The organism is Burkholderia lata (assembly GCF_000012945.1).
Taxonomy (GTDB): domain Bacteria; phylum Pseudomonadota; class Gammaproteobacteria; order Burkholderiales; family Burkholderiaceae; genus Burkholderia; species Burkholderia lata.
On record NC_007510.1, the window covers coordinates 47,186 to 69,962 of the forward strand.

General features: G+C 68.4%; 25 protein-coding genes. 3 read left to right on the forward strand and 22 right to left on the reverse strand.

From position 1 onward, the window contains the following. Positions 1–32: 32 nt before the first annotated feature. The 15 genes from BCEP18194_RS06125 to BCEP18194_RS06195 all read right to left on the reverse strand — a co-directional run bounded on the left by BCEP18194_RS06125 (position 33) and on the right by BCEP18194_RS06195 (position 12,593). Positions 33–1,163, reverse strand: coding sequence for a porin (locus tag BCEP18194_RS06125; RefSeq protein WP_041492704.1), 1,131 nt, complete (start codon positions 1,161–1,163; stop codon positions 33–35). A 281-nt stretch (positions 1,164–1,444) separates the two neighbouring features. Continuing rightward, positions 1,445–2,122: a response regulator gene (locus BCEP18194_RS06130; RefSeq protein ID WP_041492705.1), complete on the reverse strand. Its 678-nt coding sequence runs from the start codon at positions 2,120–2,122 to the stop codon at positions 1,445–1,447. Between the two features lie 12 nt (positions 2,123–2,134). Beyond that, complete coding sequence (locus BCEP18194_RS06135) at positions 2,135–3,502, reverse strand: sensor histidine kinase (RefSeq protein WP_041492993.1); 1,368 nt, start codon at positions 3,500–3,502, stop codon at positions 2,135–2,137. An 88-nt stretch (positions 3,503–3,590) separates the two neighbouring features. Further along, complete coding sequence (locus BCEP18194_RS06140; protein ID WP_011350459.1) at positions 3,591–4,448, reverse strand: ABC transporter permease; 858 nt, start codon at positions 4,446–4,448, stop codon at positions 3,591–3,593. Positions 4,449–4,485: 37 nt separating this feature from the next. Next, positions 4,486–5,283, reverse strand: coding sequence for an ABC transporter ATP-binding protein (locus tag BCEP18194_RS06145; protein ID WP_011350460.1), 798 nt, complete (start codon positions 5,281–5,283; stop codon positions 4,486–4,488). A 122-nt stretch (positions 5,284–5,405) separates the two neighbouring features. Continuing rightward, positions 5,406–6,410, reverse strand: a complete 1,005-nt coding sequence (locus tag BCEP18194_RS06150) for an ABC transporter substrate-binding protein (protein WP_011350461.1) — start codon at positions 6,408–6,410, stop codon at positions 5,406–5,408. A 166-nt stretch (positions 6,411–6,576) separates the two neighbouring features. Continuing rightward, positions 6,577–7,359 (reverse strand): flagellar biosynthetic protein FliR, encoded by a 783-nt coding sequence (gene fliR, locus BCEP18194_RS06155; protein ID WP_011350462.1) that lies wholly within the window; start codon positions 7,357–7,359, stop codon positions 6,577–6,579. A 23-nt stretch (positions 7,360–7,382) separates the two neighbouring features. Continuing rightward, complete coding sequence (fliQ, locus tag BCEP18194_RS06160; protein ID WP_011350463.1) at positions 7,383–7,655, reverse strand: flagellar biosynthesis protein FliQ; 273 nt, start codon at positions 7,653–7,655, stop codon at positions 7,383–7,385. 19 nt (positions 7,656–7,674) lie between these two features. Continuing rightward, the gene (gene fliP / locus BCEP18194_RS06165) at positions 7,675–8,436 is read right to left on the reverse strand and encodes a flagellar type III secretion system pore protein FliP (RefSeq protein WP_011350464.1); all 762 of its coding nucleotides are present in this window, start codon (positions 8,434–8,436) and stop codon (positions 7,675–7,677) included. A 36-nt stretch (positions 8,437–8,472) separates the two neighbouring features. Further along, the gene (fliO, locus tag BCEP18194_RS06170) at positions 8,473–9,036 is read right to left on the reverse strand and encodes a flagellar biosynthetic protein FliO (protein ID WP_011350465.1); all 564 of its coding nucleotides are present in this window, start codon (positions 9,034–9,036) and stop codon (positions 8,473–8,475) included. Next, positions 9,033–9,524: a flagellar motor switch protein FliN gene (gene fliN / locus BCEP18194_RS06175; RefSeq protein WP_011350466.1), complete on the reverse strand. Its 492-nt coding sequence runs from the start codon at positions 9,522–9,524 to the stop codon at positions 9,033–9,035. The genes fliO and fliN overlap by 4 nt, the downstream gene beginning before the upstream one ends. After that, positions 9,517–10,515, reverse strand: coding sequence for a flagellar motor switch protein FliM (fliM, locus tag BCEP18194_RS06180; RefSeq protein WP_011350467.1), 999 nt, complete (start codon positions 10,513–10,515; stop codon positions 9,517–9,519). Before fliM ends, fliN begins: the two co-directional genes overlap by 8 nt. Before the next feature lie 22 nt (positions 10,516–10,537). Beyond that, on the reverse strand, positions 10,538–11,074 hold the full coding sequence (fliL, locus tag BCEP18194_RS06185) for a flagellar basal body-associated protein FliL (protein ID WP_011350468.1): 537 nt from the start codon (positions 11,072–11,074) through the stop codon (positions 10,538–10,540). A 306-nt stretch (positions 11,075–11,380) separates the two neighbouring features. After that, positions 11,381–12,103, reverse strand: a complete 723-nt coding sequence (locus tag BCEP18194_RS06190; RefSeq protein WP_011350469.1) for an LrgB family protein — start codon at positions 12,101–12,103, stop codon at positions 11,381–11,383. Between the two features lie 13 nt (positions 12,104–12,116). Continuing rightward, the gene (locus tag BCEP18194_RS06195) at positions 12,117–12,593 is read right to left on the reverse strand and encodes a CidA/LrgA family protein (RefSeq protein ID WP_011350470.1); all 477 of its coding nucleotides are present in this window, start codon (positions 12,591–12,593) and stop codon (positions 12,117–12,119) included. 138 nt (positions 12,594–12,731) lie between these two features. On the opposite strand from BCEP18194_RS06195, the gene BCEP18194_RS06200 reads away from it, so the two are divergent. Next, entirely contained in the window at positions 12,732–13,658 is a 927-nt protein-coding gene (locus BCEP18194_RS06200) for a LysR family transcriptional regulator (RefSeq protein WP_011350471.1), read from the forward strand. A gap of 60 nt (positions 13,659–13,718) precedes the next feature. Here BCEP18194_RS06200 and BCEP18194_RS06205 read toward each other — a convergent pair whose 3' ends face one another. After that, positions 13,719–15,281 (reverse strand): DHA2 family efflux MFS transporter permease subunit, encoded by a 1,563-nt coding sequence (locus tag BCEP18194_RS06205; protein WP_011350472.1) that lies wholly within the window; start codon positions 15,279–15,281, stop codon positions 13,719–13,721. Positions 15,282–15,458: 177 nt separating this feature from the next. Beyond that, positions 15,459–15,950, reverse strand: a complete 492-nt coding sequence (locus BCEP18194_RS06210) for a MarR family winged helix-turn-helix transcriptional regulator (protein WP_011350473.1) — start codon at positions 15,948–15,950, stop codon at positions 15,459–15,461. A 174-nt stretch (positions 15,951–16,124) separates the two neighbouring features. On the opposite strand from BCEP18194_RS06210, the gene BCEP18194_RS06215 reads away from it, so the two are divergent. Together BCEP18194_RS06215 and BCEP18194_RS06220 are read left to right on the forward strand one after the other, a co-directional pair. After that, entirely contained in the window at positions 16,125–16,409 is a 285-nt protein-coding gene (locus BCEP18194_RS06215) for a multidrug ABC transporter ATPase (protein ID WP_011350474.1), read from the forward strand. 268 nt (positions 16,410–16,677) lie between these two features. After that, positions 16,678–18,249 (forward strand): efflux transporter outer membrane subunit, encoded by a 1,572-nt coding sequence (locus BCEP18194_RS06220; RefSeq protein ID WP_011350475.1) that lies wholly within the window; start codon positions 16,678–16,680, stop codon positions 18,247–18,249. A gap of 22 nt (positions 18,250–18,271) precedes the next feature. Here BCEP18194_RS06220 and BCEP18194_RS06225 read toward each other — a convergent pair whose 3' ends face one another. From BCEP18194_RS06225 to BCEP18194_RS06245, 5 genes are read right to left on the reverse strand one after another with little or no spacing between them, the layout of a single operon-like run. Next, the gene (locus BCEP18194_RS06225; RefSeq protein ID WP_041492708.1) at positions 18,272–19,060 is read right to left on the reverse strand and encodes a type II secretion system protein N; all 789 of its coding nucleotides are present in this window, start codon (positions 19,058–19,060) and stop codon (positions 18,272–18,274) included. A 32-nt stretch (positions 19,061–19,092) separates the two neighbouring features. Beyond that, positions 19,093–19,599 carry a type II secretion system protein GspM gene (gene gspM / locus BCEP18194_RS06230; protein ID WP_011350477.1) on the reverse strand — a complete coding sequence of 169 codons (507 nt, stop codon included), beginning with the start codon at positions 19,597–19,599 and terminating at the stop codon, positions 19,093–19,095. Continuing rightward, entirely contained in the window at positions 19,596–20,957 is a 1,362-nt protein-coding gene (gene gspL, locus BCEP18194_RS06235) for a type II secretion system protein GspL (RefSeq protein WP_011350478.1), read from the reverse strand. The genes gspM and gspL overlap by 4 nt, the downstream gene beginning before the upstream one ends. Positions 20,958–20,983: 26 nt before the next feature. Next, the gene (gene gspK / locus BCEP18194_RS06240) at positions 20,984–22,111 is read right to left on the reverse strand and encodes a type II secretion system minor pseudopilin GspK (protein ID WP_011350479.1); all 1,128 of its coding nucleotides are present in this window, start codon (positions 22,109–22,111) and stop codon (positions 20,984–20,986) included. A gap of 2 nt (positions 22,112–22,113) precedes the next feature. Beyond that, complete coding sequence (locus BCEP18194_RS06245; RefSeq protein WP_041492709.1) at positions 22,114–22,773, reverse strand: prepilin-type N-terminal cleavage/methylation domain-containing protein; 660 nt, start codon at positions 22,771–22,773, stop codon at positions 22,114–22,116. Positions 22,774–22,777 lie beyond the last annotated feature (4 nt).

Consider the following 22,777-nt stretch of genomic DNA (forward strand, 5'->3'; position numbering starts at 1 on the left):
GTGCGACGGGGCCCGTCTGGCCCCGATTCAGGTCAGAAACGCGTGCGGATGCCCGACGTCAGCTCGAGCTGGTTCTTCGCGCCGAACGTCGACGACACCGTGTAGCCGCCATGCAGCTTCATGTAGTCGCCGGCGAGGTACACCTCGGTGCGCTTGCTCAGGTGATAGAACACCGACCCGTAGATCGTTTCCTTGAAGCCGTTGGCGACGCCGTTGGTCAGGCTGAACGCGCCGAGGTTCGCGTTCGGCGTGAAGCCGTCGGCATTGTTCGCGGCGTTCTTGACGCGCATCTGCTGGTAGCCGAGCTCGTAGTCGAGCGCGCCGGGGGGCGCCACCTTCACCGACACGGTCCACGAGTCGTCGTGGCGCTGGCCGAGCGAACCCTGGTCGCCGTTGTAGCGGAAGTAGCCGGCATTCAGGCGCACGATGCTGAACGTGTAGTTGCCGCCGACCGAGAACGTCTGGTTCGTGAAACCGCCGTTGTTCACGTGGTTGTAGAAGCCCGACACGTTGAACGGCCCGCCGTTGTAGCCGAGCGCGACCTGGTATGCGGAGCCGGTCGCGAATGCGGTCGAGTTGCTGAACTGGTAGCCGGCGCTCGCGAAGATGCCGTTGCTGAACAGCTTCTTCCACGCGATGCCGTTGTTGTAGCGCGTGCCGGTCGGGCTGGCCGCGTAGAAGATCATCTGCTTGAAGTTGTTCGAGTTGGTCCAGCCGCCTTCCTCGGTCGACAGTTTCGCGGAGCCGTACGGATCGCCGTAGATCGCGGCCGCGTCGCGCGCGATCGTGTTCTGGAAGCCGGCCGTCAGCTTGCCGAAGCGCTCGTCCTCGATGCCGACCCACGCATCGCGGTCGAAGATCTGGCCGTTGTCTTCCATCTGGCCGTTCGCGACCACGTATTCGCTTTCGAGGCGGAAGATGACCTTCGTGCCGCCGCCGATGTCTTCGGCGCCGCGCAGGCCCCAGCGGCTGCCGCTGAACCACGGCTCGCCTTCGTTGCCCATGCCGATCACGTGATTGCCGTTCGCGTCGGCGTGGGTCCGGTAGGTCGGAAAGCTCAGGTCCATCAGGCCGTAGAGCTGCACGCTCGACTGCGCATGCGCCTGGGTGCCGGCGCACAGGCCAGCCGCCGCGATGGAAAGGGCAAGGGTTTTTCGTTTCAAGATCGTCTCCTCCGAGCTGCCGCATTGAAATCTGGTCGTTGGCAGTACGTAATGTATGCCGACTCTTGCCGGCCACAGCGAGAGGGCCGACGCGTAGCATCGTAGAGGGTGCAATCCTTCACGACGCTTTCCCGGACGCAAGAATCGGATCGGTGAAAACACCGAACGCGCAACAATCCCGGATCGGGCAGGCGTGCGGAAGCCGGCAAGCCGGGGGCGCCGGCATGCGTCGATGACGTTTCGTGCTACGAATCGATATTCAGGGCTCGCAAAGGAACCCGTCAGTCCTGCGTGCTCTTCATGCGCAGGATGTAACCGAGCCCGCGCAGCGTGATGATCTCGGCCGTGCTGCCCGCGAGATGCTTGCGCAGCCGGTGAATGTAGATGTCGATCGCATCGGCGCTCGGCTCGTCGTCGAGCGCGAACACGCTGTCCATCAGCCGCGCCTTCGACACCGTCTTGTTCTGCTGCAGCATCAGCGTTTCGAGGATCGCGTGCTCGCGGCGGCGCAGCGCGAGCACCGTTTCGCCGCAGCGGAATTCGCGCGTGCCGAACGCGTAGACGAGATCGCCGCACACGAGCTGCGTCGTGCCGACGCCCGCCTGCCGGCGGATCAGCGCGCGAATCCGTGCGACCAGCTCGCGCGATTCGAACGGCTTCACGACGTAATCGTCGGCGCCCGCGCCGAAGCAGTCGACCTTGTCGTCGACCGAGCCGTGCGCGGTCAGCATCAGCACCGGCACGTTGTCGTTGCGGCGTCGCAGCCGCGCGAGCACCTCCTTGCCGCTGATGCCGGGCAGGCGCATGTCGAGCAGCACCGCGTCGTAGCGTTCGGTCTTCAGCACCGTGTCGGCGCGCTCGCCGTCGCCGACGGAGTCGACCGCGAAATCCTCGCCGCGCAGCAGGTTCACGATCCAGTGCGCGAGTTCGGCGTTGTCTTCGACCAGCAGGAGTTTCATGGCGACTTCTCTTCAATCGTATGCGGGCAGCCGCACGGTCACGACGATACCGCGATTGCCGGCCCCCGGCGCGAGCGACGCGCTGCCGCCGTGCGCCTGCGCGATCTCGCGGACGATCGCGAGCCCGAGGCCCGAGCCTTCGGTATCGGCCGACACGCGGTAGAACCGCTTGAACACGTGCGGCCGCGCTTCGGCCGGGATGCCGGGGCCGTTGTCGACCACGTCGAGCACGATCGCGTCGCCGTCGCGGCGGGCGCAGACCGTCACGCAGCCGCCCGGCTGCGTGTAGCGCACCGCGTTGTCGACGAGGTTCATCACCAGCGCGGTCAGCAGGCTGTCGCTGCCCGCGACGTCGAGCCGCTCGCCGAGGTCGGCCCCGAGATCGATATTGCGCCGCTGCGCGAGCACGATCGTTTCCTCCAGCACACTCGACACCACGGCCGCGAGATCGACGCGATGGTTCAGCAGCGTCGACGGTGTCGCTTCCGCATGCGCGAGCAGCAGCAGCTTGTCGGTCACGTCGGCCATCTTGCGGCTGCTGCGCTGCATGCTGTCGAGCACCGCTGCCAGCTCCGGATCGGCGTGCCCGCGCCGCTGCGCGTACTGGATCTGCGTGTCGAGCACCGCGATCGGCGTGCGCAACTGGTGCGCGGCATCCGCGATGAAGCGGCGCTGCGTGGCCGTGTGCGTGTTGAGCCGCGCGATGCACTGGTTGATCGCGTCCACGATCGGCCGCAGCTCGTTCTGCAGCCGCTCGGGGCGGATCGGCTCCAGCTCCATCGGCCCGCGGTCGGCCACGTCGTCCTTCAGCTTCATCAGCGGGCGCATCTCGAAGGTGAGGCCGAGGTACACGAGCCCCATCGCGAGCATCAGCATCAGCGACAGGCGCACGAGCTGCGGCCGCCAGATCGTGGCGACCATCGCCTGGTGCGAGCGCGTCGTCTTCGCGACGACCACCGTGACCGTCTCGACGTTTCCCTCGTCGTAAAGCTGGCGATCGTAGGCCACCGCGCGCAGCGGCACGCCGTCGAGCGACGTGTCGTACAACGTCGGCTCGATGCCGTGCCGCGCGGGTACGTCGAGCGCCGGCGTGCCTGCGAGCAGTCGGTCGTGGCCGTCGATCACCTTGTAGAACACCGAATCGCGCGACGGCGATTCGAAGATCTCCAGCGCGGCCGGCGGCACGTCGGCGACCGGCAGCCCGTTGCGCCATTCGATGTCCTCGCCGATCGTGCGAGCCGACGCGACGAGCGCGCTGTCCTGCACGAGCGCGGCCGTGGTCCGCGCGGTGTCGTACGACATCGCGCCGGCGATCAGCACGAACACCGCGAGCGGCAGCAGCAGCCACCACAGCAACCGTCCGCGCAGGCTGTGCGCCATCCTGTTGCGCTCCTTCTCCGAAATGCCGAACCGCGCCGGGAGCGCCGGCGCGGTCGGGAGTGTCATGTCAGGCGTCCGTCTGCGGCGTTCAGAACGCCGCGGGGCGCCACTTCAGCAGCCGCTTCTCGAGCCACGTCAGCAGGTAGTCGGCGGCCAGCGCGACCACGGCCAGCACGATCATCGCCGCGAACACGCCGCTCGCGTTGAACGCGCCCTGGGCGGTGGAGATTAGCAAACCGATGCCCTGCTTGGAACCCAGGAATTCGCCGACGACCGCACCGACCAGCGCGAAGCCGAAGCTCACGTGCAGGCTGGCGAGAATCCAGCTCAGCGCGGACGGGATCACGACCGCCGTGGTGATCTGCCGGCGCGATGCGCCGAGGATCTGCGCGTTCGCGATCAGGTAGCGGTCGGCTTCGCGCACGCCCTGGAACGCGTTGCCGAACACGACGAAGAACACCATCACGACGGCCAGCGCGATCTTCGACGCCATCCCGAGGCCCAGCGCGATCACGAAGATCGAGCCAAGCACGACGCGCGGAATGGAGTTCGCGATCTGGATGTACAGGCCGAACACGTCGGCCATCAGCTTGTTGCGGCCGAGCACGATCCCGCAGATCACGCCGGCGACCGAGCCGATCACGAAGCCGATGCCGGTTTCCTCGAGCGTGACCCACACCTGCGTGAGCAGCGGGCCCTGCGACGTGCCGTTCACGAACCAGTCCTGGATCTGGTCGAAGATCAGCGACGGCATCGAGAAGAAGAACGGATCGATCCACTTGAGGCGTGCGGCGAGTTCCCACCCGCCCAGCACGATCACCAGCACGGCGATCCGCAGCGTGACGATCAGGTTGCGCCGGCGGCGCAGCCGGCGTTGCGCGGCGCGCTCGTCGTCCTCGAGCGTCGTTGCCGGAATGGCGGTGGGGGGAAGCGTCATGTCGGTCATGCTCCTGTCCTTGCGGTCCTTGCCTTGAGCGTATGCGTCAGCCGATCTGCACTTCTTCGCGCAGGTCGTGCCAGATGTCCTTGGAAATTTCGATGAAGCGCGTGTCGTAGCGGATCTCCGACGTGACGCGCGGGCGCGGCAGGTCGATCTCGTACACGCGCTTGAGGGTCGCGGGGCGCGCGGTCAGCACGAACACGCGGTCGGCCAGCGCGATCGCTTCCTCCAGATCGTGCGTGACGAACACGACCGAGCCCTTGTTTGCCGACCAGAGCTGCAGCAGCTCGTCCTGCATCAGCGTGCGCGTCTGCATGTCGAGCGCGGAGAACGGCTCGTCCATCAGCAGGATTTCCGGCTGGTTGATGAAGGTCTGCGCCAGTGCGACGCGCTTCCTCATCCCGCCGGAAAGCTGGTGCGGGTAGTGCTTCGTGAACTTGTCGAGGCCGACCTTGCGGATCCACTCCTCGGCCTGCGCGTACGCGACGTCCTTCGAGCGGCCGCGAAACAGCGGGCCCGCCGCGACGTTGTCGATCACGTTGCGCCACGGGAACACGGCGTCGGCCTGGAACACGAAGCCGATGCGCGGATCGATCCCGTCGACCGGGCGGCCCATCACGCGCACTTCGCCCGACACGGGCTTGAGCAGCCCTGTGATCAGGTTCAGCGTGGTCGACTTGCCGCAGCCGGTCGGCCCGACGATCGCGATGAACTCGCCGCGCGCGACGCTCATGCTGAAGTCGCGCAGCGCGACGGTGGCCTTGCCTTCCGGCGAAATGAAGCGGCACGACACGTTGCGAAACTCGATCGCCGGTGTGCTCGGGGAGACTGCCTGGTTCATCGCTCTTTGTCCTGCGGGTGAGGAGGGCGTCGCATCGTGGCGACGCCGGGCCGGTCAACCGGGCCGGGACGGGGCACGCACGGCGGCGGGATCGCCGCCGCCGGCGCCGCTACCGGGTTTGCTTACTTCGCGTTCACGAAATCGTTCGAGAAGGTGCGCGCGAGGTCGATATGCTTGCCCTTCACCGACGGGTTGAACGCCGACAGCACCTTCAGCACGGTGGCCGGGCCGTCGGCCGGCATCTTGCCGTCGGCCGTGTACATCGGCAGCGACGCCTTCAGCGCGCTCACGTACAGCGCCTTGTCCTTCTGGTAGTCGGCCGGCATCTTCGCGGCGATCTCGTCGGCGCTGTGCGTGTGGATGAACTGCATCGTCTTCGCGAACGCGTGTGCCAGCTTGACCGCCTGATCCTTGTGCGAATCGGCCCACGCCGACTGCACGTACAGGCTCGCGGCCGGGTAGGTGCCGCCGAGCGCCGCGCGCGTGCCGTCGACGGTGCGCATGTCGACCAGCACCTTCGCGTCGCCCATCTTCTCGAGCGCGGACACGGTCGGCTCGGTCGTCATCCCGGCATCGATGCGGCCCTGCTTGATCGCGGCGATGAAGCTCGCGTCGGCGCCGACCGGCAGCATCGTGTACTGCGTCGACGCCACGCCGTGCTGGAGCGCGAGGTATTGCGTGAGGAAGCTGGTCGACGAGCCGAGGCCGGTCACGCCGAGCGTCTTGCCCTTCGAATCGGCCATCGACTTGAAGGTCGGCGCGGCCTTGGTCGACACCATCTCGACTTCGCCCGGCACCTGGCCGAATACGGCGATCGCCTTCACGTCCTTGCCCTTGCTCTGCAGATCGATCGTGTGGTCGTAGAAGCCCACGACGCCCTGCACGGCGCCCGCGAGCAGCTCGTTCTCCGCGTCGACGCCGGCGGGCTGCGACAGCAGCTCGACGTCGAGCCCTTCGGCCTTGAAGTAGCCGAGTTCCTGCGTGAGCCGCGCGGGCAGGTAGATGAGCTTCGCGATCCCGCCGACCATGATCGTGATCTTGCCGCCGTCGTCGGCGAAAGCGGGGTGAGCGGCAAGCGCGCAGCTCAGGCTGGCTGCAACGGCGAGGGTGCGCAGGATGGGTCGCATCGGGTCGTCTCCGTTCGTTGTATTCGTGTGGCGCGATGCTTGCTGCATCGTCACGACGAGTATAGGGAGGCGAAACCTTCCGCTACCTTTCGCGGGCGGGCGATTCCTTTAGGGGTTTTCCAGCAACGGAGGAGCGGAACAGGCGGGAAACGGGGGCGGGAGGCGCTCAGTGCCAGCCGATCAGCACGCGGCCCATCGCGTCGAGCCCCATGTCGAACAGGTGCGCCACGAACGGCACGAGGTTCGGGATCATCAGTTGCACGAGCAACAGCCCGACGAGCATCGTGACGGGAAAGCCGATCTGGAACACGCCGATCTGCGGCGCCGCGCGGTTCAGGATGCCGAGCGCGAGGTTCGCGATCAGGAGCGCCGCGACCACCGGCAGCGCGAGCAGCAGCCCCATCTCGAACACCGTCGTGCCGAACCCGGCGAGCGTGCGCCAGCCGGGCGCGTGCAGCAGGTCGGCCGACACCGGCAGCGACTGGAACGACGCGGTGAGCGCGGCGAACACCTGCAGGTGGCCGTCCACCGCGAGGAACGCGAGCATCGCGACCGCGTTCAGGAAGCGGCCCATCACGGGCGTCGCGCCGCTCGTGTGCGGATCGAAGAAGGTGGCGAAGCCGAGCCCCATCGACAGCCCGATAAAGTCGCCGGCCGCCTCGACGGCCGCGAACACGATCTGCATCGTGAAGCCCATCGCGGCACCGATCAGGAATTGCGTGACGAGGATCCAGATGCCTTGCGCGGAGAACACGGTGACGTCCGGCATCGCGCCGAGCGTGGGCGCGACGACCAGCGCCATGAACGCGGCGAGGCCGATCTTCACGCGCACGGGCACCGCCGCGTGGCCGACGACGGGCGCGGTCGCGACGAGCGCGAGCATCCGCACGAACGGCCACAGGAACGCCGTGAGCCAGCCGTTGAGCTGTTCGTAGGTAACCGAGAACATCGCCGCCGGGTGGTGCGCGCGGCTCAGCCGACGCCGAGCGTCGCGACGTGCAGCAGCGTCTGCCGCAGGTAGTCGAGCATCGTCGTCATCATCCACGGGCCGGCGATCACGAGCGTCACGGCGACCGCGAGCAGCTTCGGGATGAACGACAGCGTCGATTCGTTGATCTGCGTCGCGGCCTGGAACAGGCTCACGACGAGGCCGACCACGAGCGCGACCAGCAGCAGCGGGGCGGCCAGCAGCAGGCCGACCATCATCGCCTGGTGCGCCAGGGTCATCACTTGTTCGGGCGTCATCGTGCGTATCCTCCGCCGCTTACGTGAAACTCTGCGCGAGCGAGCCGATCAGCAGCTGCCAGCCGTCGACCAGCACGAACAGCATCAGCTTGAACGGCAGCGACACGGTGGACGGCGACACCATCATCATCCCCATCGACATCAGCACGCTCGCGACGACCATGTCGATGATCAGGAACGGGATGAACACCGTGAAGCCGATCTGGAAGCCGGTCTTCAGCTCGCTCGTGACGAACGCGGGCACCAGCAGCGACAGCGGCACGTCTTCAGGCCCCTGCATCGGCGCGGCCTTCGAGATCTTCGCGAACAGCGCGAGATCGGTCTCGCGGGTCTGCTTAAGCATGAAGGTCTTGAACGGCGCGACGCCGCGCTGCACCGCCTGCTCCATCGGCATCGAGCCGTCGGAGAACGGCTTGTAGCCATCGTTGTACGCGCGGTCGAGCACCGGCGACATCACGAAGAAGGTGAGGAACATCGCGAGGCCGACGAGGACCTGGTTCGGCGGCGTCGTCGCGGTGCCGAGCGCCTGGCGCAGCAGCGACAGCACGATGATGATGCGCGTGAAGCTCGTCATCATCAGCAGCATCGCCGGCAGGAACGACAGCATCGTGAGCAGCAGCATCGTCTGCACGCTCAGCGAATACGTGGTGCCGCCGTGCGGGCCCGGGCTCGCGTTGAACGCGGGCAGGCCGTTCGCCTGCGCAAACGCGAGCGCGGGGGCGAGGCAGAGGATCAGCACGGGCGCGAAGCGCGCCGCGCGATGCAGGAATGCGTGTTTCATCGGAATGCGGGGTCGGAAAGAGGGCGCGGCGCCATGTCAGCGGTCCTTGCCGCGACCGAGGCGCTTCGCGGCTTCGCCCGCGAGCGCGTCGCGAAACCGCGAGCCGAACGTGCCGGGCAGGCCGCCGTCGGACGGGGCGGCGCCGGCGGGCGAATCAGCGGAAACCGGGGCCGCCGCCGAACCGGCCGGCAGCGTATGCAGCAATCGCACGTTGCCCGGCGCGACGCCGAGCACGAGCCAGGTGTCGCCGATCTCGACGATCGTCGCGCTTTCCTTCGCGCCGACCGCGACGCTCGACACGACCTTCAGCGGGCCGCCGCGGCGCGCGTGCTGGAAGCCGAAGCGGCGCGCGAGCCATGCGCACGCGAACACGAGACCGATCACGACCGCGAGCCCGACCAGCGTCTGCAGCACCGCGCCGATGCCGAGCGACGGTGCGGCGGAGCCGACCATCACGCTCGATGCGATCGCGCCGGCGTTGTTCACCGCGTTCATGTCGGCGGCGCCGGCCGGCGTGCAGGCAAGCGACGCCGCCATGGCGGCAGCAGCAGCCGCCACGCTTGCGACGCGCACGCGGCGGCCGGGCTTCACAACATTCATCGATTCAGCTTCCGGATGCGTTCGGCCGGCGTGATGATGTCGGTCAGACGGATACCGAACTTGTCGTTGACGACCACGACTTCGCCCTGCGCGATCAGGCAGCCGTTCACGAGCACGTCCATCGGCTCGCCGGCCATGCCGTCCAGCTCGACGACCGAACCCTGCGCGAGCTGCAGCAGGTTGCGGATCGCGATCTTCGTGCGGCCGAGCTCCACGGTCATCTTGACCGGGATGTCGAGGATCATCTCGATGTCGTTGTGCGTCGAGCTTGCCGCGGCCTTCGACAGCGGCTGGAACACGCCGGCGCCCGTCGCGCCCGCCTGCACCGGCTGCTGGTTCTGCTCGGCGAGCGCGGCCGCCCAGTCGTCCATGCCCGGATCTTCTTCCGCCGCGGCCGGTGCCGCCTGCGCGGCGGCGGCCGAAGCCGCGAGGGCCGCGTCGGCCATCGCTTGTGCGTCGTCCTCGGGCGTCTGGTTCAGCTCACTCATATCCACCTTCCTTCATCGAATCGCCCGCGCTGATCATCTTCTGCACGCGCAACGCATATTGACCATTGAAAATTCCGTAGCCGCATTCCATCACCGGCACGCCGTCGACCTTCGCGGTGATCGTGTCCTCGATTTCCAGCGGCAGCACATCGCCCGCGCGCAGGTTCAGGATCTTCTCGAAGTTCGACGAGATCTCGGCGAGGTTCGCGGTCAGCTCGACCTCGGCGGCCTGCACCTGCTGCGACAGCACGCGCACCCAGCGGCGGTCGACTTCGAGCGCCTCGCCCTGGATCGGCGAGCTGAGCACGTCGCGGATCGGCTCGATCATCGAGTACGGCATGCAGATATGCAGCGTGCCGCCGGTCGGCCCGAACTCGATCGAGAACTGCGTGACGATGACGATCTCGTTCGGCGTCGCGACGTTCGCGAACTGCGTGTGCATTTCCGAACGCACGAATTCGAACTGCAGCGGCCGCACGCTCTTCCACGCGGTCGTGTAGTGCTCGAACACGAGGTTCAGCAGCTTGCCGATGATCCGCTGCTCGGTGGCCGTGAAGTCGCGGCCCTCGACGCGCGTGTGAAAGCGCCCGTCGCCGCCGAACAGGTTGTCGACGACGAAGAACACGAGGTTCGGGTCGAACACGAACAGCGACGTGCCGCGCAGCGGCTTCACGTGCACCAGGTTCAGGTTCGTCGGGATCGGCAGGTTGCGGGTGAACTCGCTGTACTTCTGCACCTTCACCTGGCTGACGGAAATTTCCGCCGTGCGCCGCATGAAGTTGAAGATGCCGATCCGCAGCAGGCGTGCGAAGCGGTCGTTGATGATCTCGAGGCCGGGCATCCGGCCGCGGACGATCCGCTCTTGCGTCGCAATGTTGTAGGGGCGGACGCCCGATGTGTCGCGCTGCTCGTCGACTGAATCGGCTTCGCCCGTGACACCCTTGAGGAGGGCATCGACCTCCTCCTGGGACATGAACTCCTGGTGACCCATACGCGCTCCTTTCGCGGCCGCGTTACTGGACGACGAACTCGGTGAACAGCACGTCGTCGACCTTCGCGCGCTGGTTGCCGGGCTGCGTCGGCTGCTCGATCAGCTCCCGCAGTTCCTTCGCGAGCGAACGTTTGCCGTCCGGCGTCGCGAGATCCTCGGGATGCTTGTTCGACAGCGCGAGCAGGATCCGGCTGCGGATCTCCGGCATCCGCGCGGTCAGTTGCTCCTGCGCCTTCGGGTCGGTGAGCTTCAGCGACAGGCCGACGCGCAGGTAGTGCTGCGCGCCGTCGTCGGACTGCAGGTTCACGGTCAGCGGGTCGAGCGGGAAGAACACCGGCGCAGCCAGCGGCGCCGGCTCGGCAGGCGCGCTCGCATGGCCGACGCCTTGCTTGCTCAGGAACACGTACATGCCGCCGGCTGCGGCGGCTGCCGCGCCCAGCGCGATGACGGCGATGAGCGCGATGCGCTTGAACTTGCCGGACGAAGCCGGCTTGTCGGCGGTCGGGTTTGCGGTCGTGGAGGCCATGTGAATGCGTGCGTGATGTCTCGTAGCATGCATTGTTCGGCATCCGGGCCGAGCCCGATGGGCGGAAAAGAGGGGGGATTTGCGGCTATCTCAGCCGATTGTCGGCCGGGTGTCGGCCGGATGCAGGGTAAGTGGGGGCGGAAAGGGCCGCCGGACTGGCGGCTGAAGCGGGCGTGGCCGGGAGAAGGCGGCCATGCCCGGTGCGGAAAGGCCGCCGGGCCAGCGGATGGAGGAGCAGGCGCGGCCGGAAGGCGGCGCCGTTCCCGCCGCACGGGGTCTGCCGCGCCGAAGGCGGCAGGCATGATCGGGCCGGCGCCTGGCGGGCGTTGGCCCGCCCGGTCAGATCGGCAGCAGCGTCAGGAGCGGCGCGATCAGCACCATCGCGACGCCCGCGATCATCATCGTCAGGCTCGACACGACACCTTCCTCGCTGCCGATCTCGCGCGCCTTCGCGGTGCCCACGCCGTGGGCGGCCGCACCGAACAGCGCGCCGCGCGCCAGCCGCGTGCGCATCGGCACCAGCGCGAGCACCAGCTCGCCGAGCAGCATCCCGCAGATGCCGGTCGCGATCACGAACAGCGCGGTGAGATCCTTCGGCGCGTGGATCTTGTCCGACACGGCGAGCGCGAACGGCGTCGACACCGAGCGCGTCATCAGCGAGCGCTGCAGCTCGGGCGACAGGTGCAGCAGCTTCGCGAGCAGCAGCGACCCGCACACGCCCGCGCCGATCCCGACCGCGACGCCGACCGACAGCGACAGCCAGTGGCGGCGGATCAGGTCGCGATAGTCGTAGATCGGCACCGCGAACGCGATCGTCGCCGGGCCGAGCAGCCACATCAGCCAGCGCGTGTCGTGGAAGTAGACCGAATACGGGATGCCGGTCAGCAGGACGAGCAGCACCAGCACGCCCGGCACGAACACGAGCGGCGAGAACAGCAGCGTCTTCTTGTACGCGTAGAGCCGCTTCGACGCGAAATACAGCACGACCGTCAGCACGAAGCAGCCGAACGAGATCGCGGTGTTCGCCTGGTCGGCGGACAGGTTCGACAGTGCGGCAAACATGGCAGGCTCCGGCTCAGTGGGCGGACGCGGCGCTCAGGCGCGTGCGGCGGCGTTCGGCGAACACGCGCTGCGCGGCGAGCCGGCGCTCGAGCTTCGCGGCGAGGTCGACCGCGACGGCCACTGCGACCATCACGAACGCGGTGCCGGCGAGCATCACCAGCGCGATGCGCCAGCCGTCCTCGCGGAACAGCCCGCCGTACTGCACGGCCGCGACGGCGGCCGGCACGAAGAACAGCAGCATGTCGGACAGCAGCCAGTTCGCGCCGTCCTTCACCCACGCGGGCGCGACGCGGCCCGAGAACAGCAGCACGAGGAGCACCGCGAGGCCGATCACGCCGGACGGAATCGGCAGCCCGATCTTGCGCACGGCCCAGTCGACCGCCATCCACAGCGCGCCGAGCGCGGCGGCCTGCAGCGCGATCCGGCCCGTGCGCGCGAGGCTGCCCGAAGCGGCGGGGCGAGTGGCGAGTGCGGCGGTCGGCTTGGTCATGGCGGGCTCCCTACAGATATTGCGTTGATGGTGGGAGTATAGGGTTTCCCCTAACCATAAATAAAATGACTTGTCTCTATCCTTGTCATTCCAATTCGGAATTCGTTTTGATCGCCGCACCAATTTGGGGAGTCATCGATGGAATTGCGCGCGCTGCGGTACTTCGTCGAGGTGGTTCGCCAGCAGAGTTTCACGGCGGCCGCCGACAAGCTGTTCGTGACCCAGCCGACCATCAGCAAGATGGTGAAGGCGCTCGAGGACGAGATCGGTTCGCCGCTGCTGCTACGCGACGGCCGGCAGATGGTGCTGACCGATGCAGGGCGGATCGTGTTCCAGCGTGGCCAGGACGTGCTCGCCGCGCAGGCGCAGCTGCAGTCGGAGCTGAACGATCTCGGCACGCTCGGGCGCGGCGAGCTGACGATCGGGATCCCGCCGCTCGGCGGCTCGCTGTTCACGCCGATCATCGCCGCGTACAAGCAGCGCTATCCGAACATCGAGCTGAAGCTGTTCGAGCAGGGTGCGCGGATGATCGAGGCCGCGCTGACGTCGGGAGAGCTGGAGCTGGGCGGGCTGCTGGAGCCGGTCGATCCCGGCACCTTCGAGCGGCTGCCGATGGTGCGCGCGCCGCTGTGGCTCGTCGCCCCGCGCGAGTCGCGCTGGGAGGATCATGCGGCCGTGCCGCTCGCGGATCTCGCGCGCGAGTCGTTTGTGTTCTACGCGGAAAGCCTCGCGCTGCACGACGCGGTGCTCGACGCGTGCCGGCAAGTTGGCTTCACCCCGTCGATCGTGAGCCGCAGCGGCCACTGGGATTTCATGGCCGCGCTCGTGCATGCGGGGGTCGGTATCGCGCTGCTGCCCGAGCCGTATTGCCGTCGGCTCGACGCAGGCCAGTTCACGTGCCGGCCGATCGTCGAGCCGGAGATCACGTGGGCGATCGCGCTCGGCTGGCTGAAGAAGGGGTATCTGTCGCACGCGGCGCGCGCGTGGCTTGAAGTGGCGCGGGCAACGCTGCCGATCGCGCCGGGTGACGATCTGGCGTTCGGCGGGTTGCGGGCGAGGGAGTGACGCCCGCCGAAGCGGGCGGTAAATCGAACGAGGCGGGCGCAATGGCCGCCCGCCGCGCCTTCAATGCCCCATCGCCGGCCCCGCACCCTTTCTCGGCTTCGTGATCCACACGAGCCCCGCGAGTGCGCCGAACATGAACGCCGACAGCAGGAAGAAGTCGTTGGTCGCCATCATGAAGCCCTGCTGCGTGACGAGCTGGTTGAGCTGCGCATTGGCCGTCTGCCCGACGATGCCGAGCTGCGACAGCGCGCCCTGGTAGTCGGTGGTGTTCTGCGCATACACGCTCACCGATTCCGACAGCCGCGCGTGGTGATAGATCGCGTCGTTCTCCCAGAACGTCGAACTCGCCGCGGTGCCGATCGCGCCCGACAGCGTGCGCAGGAAGTTCGACAGCCCCGACGCGCTCGCGAGCCGGTCGTCGGAGATGCTCGACAGCGTGATCGTCGTCATCGGCACGAAGAAGCACGCGACGCCGATCCCCTGCACGAGACGCGGCAGGATCACATGGTTGAACGGCACGTCGAGCGTAAACGTCGAGTTCCAGATCGACACGCCGGCGAACACGATGAACGCGAAGCTCGCGACCATCCGCAGGTCGAGGCGATGCATGTTGCGGCCGATCAGCGGGGACAGCACGAGCGCGAGCAGCCCGACCGGCGCGGTCGCGAGGCCGGCCTTGCCGGCCGTGTAGCCCATCACCGTCTGCAGCCACAGCGGGAAGATCACGACCGAGCCGAAGAACGCCATGAAGCCGAACGAGATGATCATCGCGCCGAGCGCGAAGTTGCGGTCCTTGAAGAGCGACAGGTCGACCACCGGCTCCTTCTCGGTCGCCTCCCACACGAGCATGAACGCGAGCGACACGACCGCGATCAGCGCGAGCGCGACGATGAATGTCGAGTTGAACCAGTCACGGTCCTTGCCGAGGTCGAGCATCATCTGCAGGCACGACACGCCGATCACGAGCAGCGCGAGGCCGATCGCGTCGATCCGCTGCTTCGACGTCTTCGTCTCGCGGCCGCGCAGCAGGAAATACGCGCAGGTCGCCGAGAAGATACCGATCGGCAGGTTGATATAGAAGATCCATGGCCACGTGTAGTTGTCGCTGATCCAGCCGCCCAGCAACGGGCCGAAGATCGGTGCGACGATCACCGTCATCGCCCATAGCCCGAGCGCGAGCCCGCGCTTCGCGGGCGGGTAGCTGCGCATCAGGATCGTCTGCGACAGCGGCACCATCGGCCCCGACACGAGGCCCTGCAGCAGCCGGAACGCGATCAGCGTCTCGAAGTTGGTCGCGAGGCCGCACAGCGCCGATGCGACCGTGAACGCAAGCACCGACAGGGTGAACAGCCGCACCTCGCCGACCCGCCGCGCGAGCCAGCCGGTAAGCGGCACCGCGATCGCGGAAGCCACCGAGTACGACGAGATCACCCAGGTGCCTTCGCTCGTCGCGACGCCGAGGCTGCCCGAGATGGTCGGCACCGCGACGTTCGCGATCGACGTGTCGAGCACTTCCATGAAGGTGCCGAGCGCGAGCCCGACGGTGAGCAGCGCGAGCGCACCGCCGGACAGCGGCGCGGGTTCGGCGGCGGGGGAGGCGGCGGATGCCGTGGTGGCGGACATCGGAATCTCCTAGACGCGGCGCGCGCGACGCGCCGGCACAACGCACGGGTGTGCGCCGCAGCGCAGCCCGGCCGGGTGGAACGGATAAACGGAAAAAGGGAGCGCGTGCCCTGTCATCTTCTGCCCAGACAGATAAATAAGCGAATGCTTAACCTAGACATGGGGCCTCCGCGCACATCAGCAATCCGCTTCGTCGTCGGGTTTCGGGCAACCGGTCGAGCCGGGCCCGTTGGCGATGAAGCGCTGCAGCAGGCCGGTGAGCGTCACAAGCTCGTCGGCCGAGAAACCGTCGAGCTGCGCGTTGAGCGCGGTGGCGATCAGCGACGGCAGCGCCCGGGCGGCTTCGGCGCCGCGTTCGGTCAACGTCAGCTCGATCATGCGGCGGTCCTGCTCGCTGCGCGAGCGGGCGACCAGCCCCTTGCGTTCGAGCCGGTCGAGCATCCGCGTCATCGAACCGCTGTCGTACGACATCTTGCGGGAAAGCTCGAACGGCGTGCGCGCATAGCCGCGCGACAGCAGCAGGATCACGCCGATCTGCTGCGCGGTGAGGTCGAGCGGCTCGAGCGCACGGTCCATCCGCTCGACGAGCGCCTGCTTCGCCTTCGACAGGTAATAGCCGAGGCTCGTTTCCAGCTCGATGTTCTCGGGATCGTAGAGGCCGCCGGTCATTCGATTGCGCGCGCAGCAATAGTGCGTTTCAGATTTAAACGCGCCCAGTATCTTGAAAATTGATTGCTTAGTCAATATTATTTGAGGCAACCAGTTACGACGTGCATGTTGCACTGCCGGAGACTATGTTCTGACCGATGCGCCCGCGCTGCGGGCACCCCGAGGATGTTCGCGATGCTGTTCCTGAAAAATGCCGCCGGCGCGCTGCGCCGCAACCTGACCGATACCGCTCATCATGCGTTTTCCGGGCCGCACCGCGGCTGGAAGATCGCGCTGTACGTGACGATGCTGGTGGTACCGGGCGGCTCGCTCGCGGCGCTCGGGTTCGCATGGTTCGATCATCGCCGGCAGCGCAACGCGAAAGACGGCGCTCGCCGCACGGGCCAGCCGGCCGCGACGGAGCCGTCGACATGGCGGTCCGCCGCAGAACCGCTCCCGCTGCCCGCGCGCTGCCACTGACAGCGCGCGTCTCCCGCCTTCCTGACTGCTCCGGCTGAGCGCCGGCCGCGCCACGCATGGCCGGCGTCGCCCCCCGTCTTCCTGTCAGCGGGCCGTAATGGCCGGTAAACCGGCCGCTCGCGCCGGTAACACATTCCTGTCGCCACGCACCGTACCCTTGGGGCTGCGCAGCTTTCCCGCCGTCAGTTACCATTTGTCCGCCAGCGGCACGACGACCGCATCGCGCGACGCCGCTCGCCGGACGTCGCGCCCAGACAGGAAAACCACCATGCCGTACGCCTCCCTCCCGCGCGCCCTTCGCCCGCTGAGCGCCGCCGTCGCCGTCGCGACGGCCGTGCTGCTCGCCGGCTGCGCCGTCGGGCCCGACTATCACCGGCCCGACACGTCGATCCCCGCCGCCTACAAGGAAGCGCCGGCCGGCTGGAAGGTCGCGCAGCCCGCCGACCGCACCGACCGCGGCGCGTGGTGGACGGTCTACAACGATCCGCAGCTCGATGCGCTGATCGGCAAGCTCAACGCGTCGAACCAGACCATCGCGCAATCGGCGGCCGCGTACCGGCAGGCGCGCGCACTCGTCACCGAGGCGCGTGCCGCGTACTTCCCGACCGTCGGGCTGACCGCGTCGGGCTCACGCGCCCGCACGCCGCGCACGTCGGTGTCGTCGGGTTCGTCGTCGAGCTTCAGCAGCGGTTCGTCCGGCTCGATCAGCAACAGCTATAGCGTCGGCCTCGACGCGAGCTGGGAACCCGACCTGTGGGGCAAGGTGAGCCGTACCGTCAGCGCGCAGCGCGCCGGCGAAGCCGCCGCCGCGGCCGATCTCGCGAATGCGCGGCTGTCGCAGCAGGCGCTGCTCGCGCAAACCTACTTCCAGCTGCGCACGTCCGATGCGCTGCAGAAGCTGCTCGACGACACCGTGAAGTCGTACGAACAGTCGCTGAAACTCACGCAGAACCAGTACGCGCAGGGCGTCGCGGCTCGCGCGGACGTGATCCAGGCGCAGACGCAGCTACAGAGCGCGCAGGCCGCGTCGATCGACAACGGCGTGGCCCGCGCGCAGTACGAGCATGCGATCGCGACGCTGATCGGCGAGCCGGCGTCGACCTTCTCGCTGTCGCCAAGCCCGCTCACGGCCGAGCCGCCGATCACGCCGGTCGACGTGCCGTCCGCGATCCTCGAGCGCCGGCCCGACATCGCCGCGGCCGAGCGCCGCGCGGCGGCCGCGAATGAGCAGATCGGCGTCGCGATCGCCGCGTTCTTCCCGACGCTCACGCTGTCGGCCACCGGCGGCGTCCAGAGCTCGGTGTGGTCGCAGTTGTTCACGCTGCCGGCGCGCTTCTGGACGGTCGGCCCGCAACTCGCGGCCACGCTGTTCGACGCCGGGCTGCGCGCCGCGCAGACCGACGCCGCGCGCGCGACCTACGACCAGGACGTCGCCGCGTACCGCCTCGCGGTGCTCACCGCGTTCCAGGACGTCGAGGACAACCTCGCGTCGCAACGCATCCTTGCGCAGGAAATCGATGTGCAGCGGCAGGCCGTCGACAGCGCCGAGCATTCGCTCGCGATCGTCACGAACCAGTACAAGGCCGGCACGGTCGCCTACCTGAACGTGCTGACCGCGCAGACCACCGCGTTCACCGCGCAGCAGAAGCTCGCGACGATTGCCGGGCAGCGGATGACGTCGTCGGTCGGGCTCGTGAAGGCGCTCGGCGGCGGCTGGAGCGCAGCGGAGATGGCGCGCGAGAACGGCGACATGGCGGCACCGGCACCCGTGCCGGCATCCGGTGCGGTCGCGCCCGCGGCCACCGCACCGTCGGTCGCCGCGCCGCTCGCGCAGAAGTAGGAAGGAATGCGCGACGCGCGCGTCAGCGCTGCGCGTCGCCGAAGATCAGCGACACCTCGTTGTTGCCGATCGGGTGGCCGAGCAGGTTCAGCAGCCCTGCGAGGTTCGCCTGCTGCTCCGGCGCCGCATGCGCGGTGCCGCGAAACGATCCCTGGCCCGGGCCGAAGCTGCCGTGGCCGTCGAGGAACAGCGGGCCCTGCGTCGTCGACAGGTCGAGATCGGCGCCGGCCCCCTTCGCCTGCAGCACCGCTCGGTACGAACCGAGCGGCTTCACGCGCGAGACGCGCGAACTCATCGAGTCGATCGTCACCGTCAGCTGGCCGAACGCGTTGTTGCCGATCAGCCGCCAGTCACTCCAGCCGAGCCGCACGTCGCCCTGCAGGTCGAGCGTGTTGAACGGTGTGCCGAGCCCCGCGAGCAGCGACGCGGGCACGGCCATCGTGCCCGCCGACAGCACCGCGCCGCGCCACGTCGCATCGAGCGTGACCGCATCGGGCATCGCCTCGGTCTGCCGCATGCGCATCTGCACGCGCCCGGTCAGCAGCGGCCAGAAGGCCGTGGTCCATTCGACCCGGCCCGGCAGCAGCGTCGCCGCGCTCTGGTCGGCCCCCGGCGCGAGCATCAGCGTGCCCGAACCGTGCCACAGCGACCCGTCGGGATCGACGAGATTCACATGCCCGCCGGTCGCGCGCGCGAACTGCGGCGCGATCCACGCGGCCGGTGCGAGCGCGACGAGCGTCAACGCCGTCGCCAGGCCACCCGCCAATACCCACGGCAATACGGTGGCGAGCCGCCTGATCCCCGGCCTCATCGGCCGACCGCCACTTGCGTCATCCAACTGCGTCATTTCTGCGTAGATGGTTGCATCACGGCCGTCAGGTCGACCTGGCCGTCGTCCTTCAGCGCCGTTGCATGCGCCTCGCCGACCTGCACCTTGAACTGGCGGCGCGCATCGTCGAGCCACTGCGTCCACGCCGGGAACGACACGTTCTTCATCTGGACCTGCACGCCGTTGCCGACGATCTGCAGCTGCGCGCCCTGCAGCCCGTGATCGGACAGCGACGCGGTCAGCGCATCCTTCAGCGCGAGGCCGGTCGGTGCCACGCCCTGCGCGGCGGCCGTCAGCGACTTCGCCTCGTTCGCCTGCGCGGTCATCTGCGCCAGCTCGCGGCGCATCGTCGGCAGCTCGCGCTGGATCCGCGCGCGGCCTTCCTGTGCGGGCGACCACAGCACCGAATACGCGATCGCGATCGCCAGCACGGTGCCGCCCCAGCCGAGCAGCATCTTTTCACGCTGGGAGCGCTCGCCCCAGAACTGGGCCAGCGTCTGGTTCAGTTGTTCCGTCTTCATGAGCGGCTCCGGATCGTCCATTTGCCCGTGTTGCTGTCGACTTCGCCGGACAGTCCGTTACGCGCGAGGCGCTGCGTGAAATCGGGATCGACCTTGACCTCCGGCTTGAAGCCGACGTCGAGCTTCCGGTCGTGATAGTCGAGCGATGCGATGCCGTTCAGCGGCAGCGCGCCCATCGACCGCGACAGCCCGCTCGACAGCGCGAGGAAATCGTTCGGCGACAGCTCGCCGGCCGCGAGGCGCAACTGGTCGAGCTGGCGCTGCATCTGCGCGGGCGGATCGAGCACCGTCGTCGTCTTCGGGAACGCAGACAGCAGCGTCTCGGTGATCTGCGCGGACAACGCATCGCGCTCGCGCGACAGCTTCCACCAGTGCAGGTTCATCCCGATCACCGCCACGCCGAGCGTCGCCGCGACGAGGGCGAGCGGCACGCGCAGGCGCTTCACCGTCGCGCGGTCGAAGCGCCACGGCTGCGATTCGAATTCGAACTGGCACAGGTCGAACTTCTCGGTCAGCGCGCGCCGTGCGAATGCGTCGAACGACAGCGGTGCGGCGCCCGGCAGCAGCGGGCCGCCGTCGGTGCGGCCGACCGAAGCGAGCCGCGGCTCCGCGCCCGGTTCACCGAGTTCGTACAGTTCGACGTCGCCACCGCCCGCGAGCGCGGCCAGCGTGCCGGCCGCGCGCGACGCGGGCGCCGCGAAGCCTTCACCGAGTGCGCCGCGAGCGACCGCGAGTTCGAGGCGCGGCGCACCGGCCGCCGCCGGCTGCGCGCCGGCCTCGACGAGCACCTGTTCAACCGATGCCGCAAGCCCGAGCACCGCGGCCACCGTCGCCGGACGGGCGGGCGGCGTCTCGACGGCGTCCGCGGCAACCGCGGCGGCATCGACTTCGCTGTCGGCCGGCGGTGCGGCGACATGCGGCGCCGGCAGGCAGCGGGTCGCGGGCACCGCGCTCAGGTGCCGGTGGCCGGCCGCCGTGAACGCGTCGCAGATCGTGCGGAACCACGCGCGATCGACGACGGCCAGCACGCGGCGCCCATCGGGCAGTGCGTCCGGATCGAGCGCGATATGGCAGCCGAGCGGATCCTGGATCAGCTGATCCTCGACGATGTTGGGCAGCGCCTGACGCAGCTTCGGGCCCTTGAGCGGCGGCACGGTCGCGGCCAGCAGCAGCACGTCGCGCGCGGCGACGATCAGCACCGTCGCGTTCGCGCGCGGCAGCAGCGCGAGCGCCGCACGGCCGGCGCGCTGCACATGGCCGGCCTTGTCGACGAGCGTGAACGGCAGCTCGGGCCACTGCCATTCCTGCAACGGCACGGCAGGCTCGCGCGGCGGCAAAGAAACAATCAACGTGCTCACAAGAGCTCCTCTCCCGATTGGCGTCGTTATAGCTGGTCGCGAATGCGCACGACCCGTGTCGAATGCGTGGTCGGATCACGATACACGAGCGAAGTGCGATCGACCTCCGCGCGGTCGTGCTGGATCCGGCCATGCACGATGAAATAGCTCGAATTGACGTCGATGACGCTCGAGTCGAGCGTCACGTTCGGCGCACCGGCGCCGCGCAGCGCGAGCTGCACGTCGCCGACGTTGCGGAAAAACACGGTCTCGCGGCGCGACACGAGCGCCTGCGCAGACGACACGCTCATTCCCGGCATCAGCGCCGCGATCACCTCGGCCGGCGCCGTGTTCATGTTCACGGGTGTCGTGGTCGGCAGCACGGTGACGAACGGGCGCAACCGCGCGACCATCTCGGGCGTCACGCCGTCGACGTCGAGCAGGCTGTCGACGCCCGTCATCATCAGCGGCGCCGGCCCGCGGTCGCCGCCCGTCATGCCGGGATCGTCGGTGAGGCCGCCGCCTTGCTGATCGGTCGTCACCGGCGCAGTGATCGGCGGCGCCGTGCCGCCACCCGGCAGCGTCGGCATCTGGAAACGCGTCGCCGAATTCAGCAGGCTCGCGCGCACCTGCAGCGCGATGCGCTTCGCGAACGCGCCGTCGTAACCGAGCGTCGTCAGCAGGCGCTGGAACGCCTGGACCTGCGTGACGTTCAACTGCAGCACGCCGGGCGCCGGCGACGCCACGAGGTTGCGCAGGTTGAACTTCGCCTGTGCGTCTTCGATCGAGCCGGAGATATAGGTGTCTTCGCCGCCGGTGTCGTTGGGCGCGCCGATCCGGCCGAGGAAGTCCGACAGTTTCGTCTTCGCGATCGGCACGCCCCAGATCCCGCCGAGATACGTGATGCCGGGCGCCGTATCGCCTTCGGAGCGCAGGATCATCCGCGTCCAGTCGAGCGCGCCGCGCGCGACCCACTGCGCCTGCGCGATCACGCGCTGGTTTTCGATGCGGCGGATCTGCACCTGCTGGCGCCACAGCATCCCCGACACGAGGATCGCCGACAGCGCGACGACCAGCAGCGCCGTGATGATCGCCGCGCCGCGCTGGCGGCCGCGTGCCCGCGCGCGACCGGCGGCACGGGCGGCAAATAATGAGCGGTGAGGGCGCGCGCGCATCGTCATTCCCCGACGAGGAAGATGCGCGTGACCGGCACGCGCAGCGACGTTGCGCCGATGCTGACCTGCAGGCCCGTCACCGCGCGTGCGGGCGGCGCGTTGCCGATCTGCGGCACCTTGAGTGCATCGTTGTTCTGTGCGAGCGCTTCGTCGGCCGTCTGCAGGTTGGTGGTCCAGCCCACGCGCGGCACGTACAGCTTCGCGTCGATCGCGCCGACGCCCCCCATCAGCGCGACCCAGCTCCAGCCTTCGACGCTGCTGTCCTTCAGCATGCTGCGCAGCCGGTTCGCGTCGTCGATCGGCGGCGATGCGTAGCGCACCACGCGCCCGACGGCGATCCGGTAACGCACCACCTGCAGCCGCGGCGCAACGCCCGGCACCTCGAGTTCGCGGACGATCTGCAACGTATTGCCGGCGACGCCGATCGCCGGCTGGCCGGCCTCGTCGTCGGTCGCGGCGAGCCGCGCGTCGATGCGCATCTGGTCGAACATCTGCGCGAACACGCGCTCGTCTTCCATCGCGGCCGCGACCTTGTCGCGACCGCGCATGATCTGGTCGAGCCCGCGCCACGCGAGGATCGCGACCACCGCGAGGATCGCGATCGCGATCATCAGCTCGATCAGCGTGAAGCCGCGAGCGGGGCGGGCGAGCGGGCGTCGCATCGGC

Coding starts and splice junctions, on each gene's coding strand:
- BCEP18194_RS06130 (WP_041492705.1), bottom strand. CDS start 2,122: ATGAAACTCCTGCTGGTCGAAGACAACGCCGAACTCGCGCACTGGATC.
- BCEP18194_RS06135 (WP_041492993.1), bottom strand. CDS start 3,502: ATGGCGCACAGCCTGCGCGGACGGTTGCTGTGGTGGCTGCTGCTGCCG.
- BCEP18194_RS06140 (WP_011350459.1), bottom strand. CDS start 4,448: ATGACCGACATGACGCTTCCCCCCACCGCCATTCCGGCAACGACGCTC.
- BCEP18194_RS06145 (WP_011350460.1), bottom strand. CDS start 5,283: ATGAACCAGGCAGTCTCCCCGAGCACACCGGCGATCGAGTTTCGCAAC.
- BCEP18194_RS06150 (WP_011350461.1), bottom strand. CDS start 6,410: ATGCGACCCATCCTGCGCACCCTCGCCGTTGCAGCCAGCCTGAGCTGC.
- fliR (WP_011350462.1), bottom strand. CDS start 7,359: ATGTTCTCGGTTACCTACGAACAGCTCAACGGCTGGCTCACGGCGTTC.
- fliQ (WP_011350463.1), bottom strand. CDS start 7,655: ATGACGCCCGAACAAGTGATGACCCTGGCGCACCAGGCGATGATGGTC.
- fliP (WP_011350464.1), bottom strand. CDS start 8,436: ATGAAACACGCATTCCTGCATCGCGCGGCGCGCTTCGCGCCCGTGCTG.
- fliO (WP_011350465.1), bottom strand. CDS start 9,036: ATGAATGTTGTGAAGCCCGGCCGCCGCGTGCGCGTCGCAAGCGTGGCG.
- fliN (WP_011350466.1), bottom strand. CDS start 9,524: ATGAGTGAGCTGAACCAGACGCCCGAGGACGACGCACAAGCGATGGCC.
- fliM (WP_011350467.1), bottom strand. CDS start 10,515: ATGGGTCACCAGGAGTTCATGTCCCAGGAGGAGGTCGATGCCCTCCTC.
- fliL (WP_011350468.1), bottom strand. CDS start 11,074: ATGCATGCTACGAGACATCACGCACGCATTCACATGGCCTCCACGACC.
- BCEP18194_RS06190 (WP_011350469.1), bottom strand. CDS start 12,103: ATGTTTGCCGCACTGTCGAACCTGTCCGCCGACCAGGCGAACACCGCG.
- BCEP18194_RS06195 (WP_011350470.1), bottom strand. CDS start 12,593: ATGACCAAGCCGACCGCCGCACTCGCCACTCGCCCCGCCGCTTCGGGC.
- BCEP18194_RS06200 (WP_011350471.1), top strand. CDS start 12,732: ATGGAATTGCGCGCGCTGCGGTACTTCGTCGAGGTGGTTCGCCAGCAG.
- BCEP18194_RS06205 (WP_011350472.1), bottom strand. CDS start 15,281: ATGTCCGCCACCACGGCATCCGCCGCCTCCCCCGCCGCCGAACCCGCG.
- BCEP18194_RS06210 (WP_011350473.1), bottom strand. CDS start 15,950: ATGACCGGCGGCCTCTACGATCCCGAGAACATCGAGCTGGAAACGAGC.
- BCEP18194_RS06215 (WP_011350474.1), top strand. CDS start 16,125: ATGCTGTTCCTGAAAAATGCCGCCGGCGCGCTGCGCCGCAACCTGACC.
- BCEP18194_RS06220 (WP_011350475.1), top strand. CDS start 16,678: ATGCCGTACGCCTCCCTCCCGCGCGCCCTTCGCCCGCTGAGCGCCGCC.
- BCEP18194_RS06225 (WP_041492708.1), bottom strand. CDS start 19,060: ATGAGGCCGGGGATCAGGCGGCTCGCCACCGTATTGCCGTGGGTATTG.
- gspM (WP_011350477.1), bottom strand. CDS start 19,599: ATGAAGACGGAACAACTGAACCAGACGCTGGCCCAGTTCTGGGGCGAG.
- gspK (WP_011350479.1), bottom strand. CDS start 22,111: ATGCGCGCGCGCCCTCACCGCTCATTATTTGCCGCCCGTGCCGCCGGT.
- BCEP18194_RS06245 (WP_041492709.1), bottom strand. CDS start 22,773: ATGCGACGCCCGCTCGCCCGCCCCGCTCGCGGCTTCACGCTGATCGAG.